Source organism: Kaarinaea lacus, assembly GCF_975902315.1.
In genome coordinates this window covers 1-3973 of record NZ_CDLKIE010000279.1, presented here as the reverse complement: position 1 = coordinate 3973, position 3973 = coordinate 1, and the positions used below count along the sequence as shown (strand labels likewise).

Below are 3973 nucleotides of genomic sequence, written 5' to 3'. Positions count from 1 at the left end.
TCATTTTGCTAAAAAACAAAATGTTGAAATGCCTTTAACAGAAGAGCTATTTAAAATTATTTATGAAAAATCCAGTGTTAAAGAATCATTAAAAAGACTTTTAGGAAGAAAAGAAAGACATGAACACTGGGAATAATTAGGGATCGCTAATAATCCGGTCATAAAAGCATTACGTCTAAAAATTGCGGCAGCAGGGGATCGAGTGAAGTCAGCCAGGTCAGAGCGTAATCCTAAAATCGATGGCCGGGTCAGAGTGTCCGAGTACGCGCGTGAATCGGGTAGCTATGATGAGTGGCGCGTTGGGATCGTATTGGATGTGCCGATACTTGCCAGTGATACCGTCAAGGCCAATGTCAGCAAGCGAAATGCCGAATTGCTTGATATGCGTGCCAGGTTGCGTGACGTGGAAATGGAAGTTAGCCAACAAGTACTGGAAGCCTGGCAGATGTTGCAAAGTCTTAAAGTGGCGCGCGAACAAACCGATGTGCAGAATGATTACCGCGAGCTTTACCTGGATCAAAGTCGCACCTTGTATGAAATGGAAGTGCAATCAGACCTGGGTGATTCTATGGTACAAATCACTGAAGCAAAGTTGCAGAAAGCGGAAGTTGAATATCAATTGGCGCTGGAATGGGCAAAACTCCAGGCATTGATGGGTCAAGAGATTAATGTCTTGCAGGAGCAGAAAAATGACGCTGCCAAATAATACAAAACGCATCTTCGGATTGCTGGCCATGCTGATAATTTCCTCGACATTACAGGCTGCGGAGATTGATACCAGGCTCGTATGGCATCAAAAAACCGTATTGAGTACGCCGGTTTCGGGGGTCATTAAAGCCATTAATGTTTCACCTGGCACGCTCGTTAATAAAGGTGACGTATTATTGCAGTTAGATGACAGGGCGATAATCGAAAATCTGGCAAAAGCCAGGGCTGACGTGGAGCGTGCGCGTTTGTTAGAGGAAGAAGCCAGGCGTGAACTGGAACGGACCAACGAATTATATGAGCAAACACTCATTGCAGATCATGAAAAACAAATGGCGATCATTGCCCATGCTGAAGCACAAGCAAAACACCAGTCTGCAAAAGCGGAATTAGCCAAGGCGCAAATGGATATGGACTACAGTGCTATTCGCGCTCCTTATGATGCGATTGTGGTGAAACAGCATGCGCAAGTAGGCCAGACAATCGCAAACTTAACGGTGATCACACCCTTGCTGGAGGTGGCAGAACGGGGCGTGATGGCAGTGCGAGTATTAGTTTCTGGCGGAACCATAGGAAAATTAAAAGTTGGCAATGTAGCCAAAGTGCAAACTGCCGGCAGAACATTTAACGGGACAATCGAGGCTGTCAGCCTGGAGCCGGTATCGGAAAAAAGTAACAAATACGAAGTGAAAGTATCTTTTTCCACGCAAGGCAAGTTGTTGCGCGCTGGTCGATCCGCCAAGGTTACCCTGCCATGAACGAATGCATTCGCTGTTATGTGTCGGGACGTGTACAAGGCGTGTTCTATCGTGCTTCAACCCAGGAGCAGGCTGATTCATTGGGGATTGTTGGTTATGCGAAAAACTTACCGGATCGTCGCGTCGAAGTCCTTGCTTGCGGTACTGAAAACGCGCTACAGGAACTTAAAGCCTGGCTTTGGCAAGGTCCGCGTCATGCTGATGTAACAGAAGTAGAATGTGAATCTGCTAATCCCAATCCTTATCCCCGGCTATTTAGTACCGAATAGCCTGATTCTTTAGTTATCGACGTATTTCACTGGACGCTGGAGAGAATTTCACCAGCCTGGTTCTGCAATGCTTTCTGTCTGTTTTAATAATCGCTTAGTTGTCGGTAAGCGTAATTCTTAAAGTTTCAATTTAGTAATACCCGTATGGCTCATCTCGCAAACCTCGAAAAATAGACGGTGCTATGAGCACCATGTCCTCGAAGTATCCCATCCCTAAACTGGCCGCCCGTTGGAAATGCCATGACTGCAATATCTCTAATAAGTGGTGATTGTGCCGCCGGGGATACGATGCGGAACACGGCGCAATGTCCCGCGTGCAAAAATCAACTGGAAGCTGTTTTTTTAAAAAAAGCGGTAAAAATCAGGAAAGTTCACGTCAGCTATGCATGAATATCCATATCATCGGCATTTCTCTACGCGACCATTCCTCTACATGATCTTAGTACAGGGTGTACGCAATCATAAACGCTTAAGGTTCAGAAAGTTATGGAACTAACCATGGCTATCAAGAAATACGGGCAGCCTACGATACAAAATATAATACTGGGTAATTTTAAGTGTTAGGTGAAGTAATGGATATTTTTGTTGGCAATATTCCAGGCAATACAACGGTTGTTGATTTGAAAAGATTTTTTAAAGGTTTTGACAAAAATGCAGTGTTTGAAGTTAAGCGGCTAAAGGGAAGGAGCGATGTGGTTACATTTGGGCTGGTAACGATTCAATCCGAGCGGTTGGCTAATAAGGCTATCAAACGACTGCATTTGAAAAAATTAAAGGGAAAGCCAGTTGTGGTTCGGGAGTTCACCCATCGGGCCGGCGGCAATGATCGTCGACAATTGGGTTGGCGTAATAAACTTTGGCTTGGAGAGGAGCGCCGAAAAACTGATCGTCGCAGTTCACGGAAAGATCAGCTTGATGACTTTGATACCTATGCTGCCTAGCGTCGAACGCAATCATGCCATTGCGGCAAAGCCGGGATAAGGATCTCACGCAATTTATATTATTCGTGTTTCAGCGTCTGCTAAAGCGCCCTGGCTGCGCCGCACCTGGTGTGTCGGCGGCGCTTTATGACGTTGTCCCCAGGTTTTTTTAAGGCGTGATCATACTCTATTTCGGGTAATATATAACCAATAGTCATCCTGGCGCGCAATCTAATATTCTGCACGAATACAACAAATTACTGCTAATCAGGGCGGGTGATCGAAGTCATAGAATATCTTAATAGTAGTGAGTATTATGGGCGTTTATACGTTCATAGACTATTATCAATCTTTTGGATCGGCTCAGGAGAAGCAGCATGATACGCGCGCAAAACGGCATGAAATTAATTGGCTTGTTACTGGTTTTGGTTCTCAGCGCATGCTCGAGTAAAACCAAAGTAGAAAGCGACATGAATATCAGCGGTGCACCTGATTGGGTAAATGAAGGCACCAATATATTAAAAGACAAGGACGGTCGCCTGTTTCACGGTGTAGGATTTGCACCGGCAATGGGCGATATGTCACTACAAAAATCCACCGCAGATAATCGAGCACGCGCGGAGGTTGCGCGGGTTTTAACCTCCTATATGAATGTGGTTTCCAAAGACTATGTTGAATCTGTCGGTACAGGTGAACAACAAGAGTTATCACAAGCCGTATCACACGATATTGAAAATATTACCAAGGTAAATCTTACCGGCGCCAAGATCATCGGTAATTATCGCGACGAAAAGTCGAATACCATTTATTCTATTGCGGAACTGGATATGAAGCATGTGAAAGGTATTCTGGATAATGTTGATAGTATGAATGAGGGATTTCGTGAATACCTTAAGAGCAAGGGTGACAATGTTTTTGACCGTATGGCAGGAGAAAAATAATGAGCGAGGGAAGAGATTCTCAGGTACAACAGCAACATACTAAATTCGTTGTAAAATTATTATTTCAGTTATTAATTATCAGTCTTTCAATTGTTGTACTTACTGCGTGTTCAAAAAAGGTGACACGTATTGATACGGACGAAGTAAAGGATCTGAGTGGCGAGTGGAATGATACTGACTCACAGCTGGTATCAAAAGAAATGATTAATGACGTGCTAAGTCGCCCGTGGCTTCAGGACTTCGTCAGTAAACACAACAAAAAGCCGGCAGTAATAGTCGGTGAAATTCGCAACTTAAGTCATGAACATATTGCTGTCGGTACCTTTGTTGGGGATATGGAGCGGGAATTAATCAATTCGGGCCGGGTTGATTTCGTTGCG

At 44.5% G+C, this 3973-nt stretch carries 7 protein-coding genes; 6 read left to right on the top strand and 1 reads right to left on the bottom strand.

The annotated features are described in order from the left end of the window. The first annotated feature begins 142 nt into the window (after nucleotides 1-142). The 4 genes from ACWVCM_RS08790 (at nucleotide 143) to ACWVCM_RS08775 (ending at nucleotide 2673) form a co-directional block, all read left to right on the top strand. Nucleotides 143-706, top strand: a complete 564-nt coding sequence (locus ACWVCM_RS08790) for a TolC family protein (RefSeq protein WP_455201364.1) — start codon at nucleotides 143-145, stop codon at nucleotides 704-706. After that, on the top strand, nucleotides 690-1463 hold the full coding sequence (locus ACWVCM_RS08785) for an efflux RND transporter periplasmic adaptor subunit (protein ID WP_455201363.1): 774 nt from the start codon (nucleotides 690-692) through the stop codon (nucleotides 1461-1463). Before ACWVCM_RS08790 ends, ACWVCM_RS08785 begins: the two co-directional genes overlap by 17 nt. Next, complete coding sequence (locus ACWVCM_RS08780; protein WP_455201362.1) at nucleotides 1460-1732, top strand: acylphosphatase; 273 nt, start codon at nucleotides 1460-1462, stop codon at nucleotides 1730-1732. Before ACWVCM_RS08785 ends, ACWVCM_RS08780 begins: the two co-directional genes overlap by 4 nt. A gap of 557 nt (nucleotides 1733-2289) precedes the next feature. Beyond that, nucleotides 2290-2673 carry a hypothetical protein gene (locus ACWVCM_RS08775; protein WP_455201361.1) on the top strand — a complete coding sequence of 128 codons (384 nt, stop codon included), beginning with the start codon at nucleotides 2290-2292 and terminating at the stop codon, nucleotides 2671-2673. 80 nt (nucleotides 2674-2753) lie between these two features. Here the strand turns inward: ACWVCM_RS08775 and ACWVCM_RS08770 are convergent, their stop codons facing one another. After that, nucleotides 2754-2897, bottom strand: coding sequence for a hypothetical protein (locus ACWVCM_RS08770; protein WP_455201360.1), 144 nt, complete (start codon nucleotides 2895-2897; stop codon nucleotides 2754-2756). A 132-nt stretch (nucleotides 2898-3029) separates the two neighbouring features. Here ACWVCM_RS08770 and ACWVCM_RS08765 point away from each other — a divergent pair, with 132 nt between their 5' ends. After that, on the top strand, nucleotides 3030-3593 hold the full coding sequence (locus ACWVCM_RS08765) for a hypothetical protein (protein WP_455201359.1): 564 nt from the start codon (nucleotides 3030-3032) through the stop codon (nucleotides 3591-3593). Further along, the coding region (locus ACWVCM_RS08760; RefSeq protein WP_455201358.1) for a penicillin-binding protein activator LpoB at nucleotides 3593-3973 on the top strand (381 nt) is incomplete at its 3' end. The genes ACWVCM_RS08765 and ACWVCM_RS08760, both read left to right, overlap by 1 nt.

Excerpts from the sequence above, each read along its gene's own strand:
- ACWVCM_RS08785 (WP_455201363.1), top strand. The coding sequence starts at position 690 with ATGACGCTGCCAAATAATACAAAACGCATCTTCGGATTGCTGGCCATG.
- ACWVCM_RS08780 (WP_455201362.1), top strand. The coding sequence starts at position 1,460 with ATGAACGAATGCATTCGCTGTTATGTGTCGGGACGTGTACAAGGCGTG.
- ACWVCM_RS08765 (WP_455201359.1), top strand. The coding sequence starts at position 3,030 with ATGATACGCGCGCAAAACGGCATGAAATTAATTGGCTTGTTACTGGTT.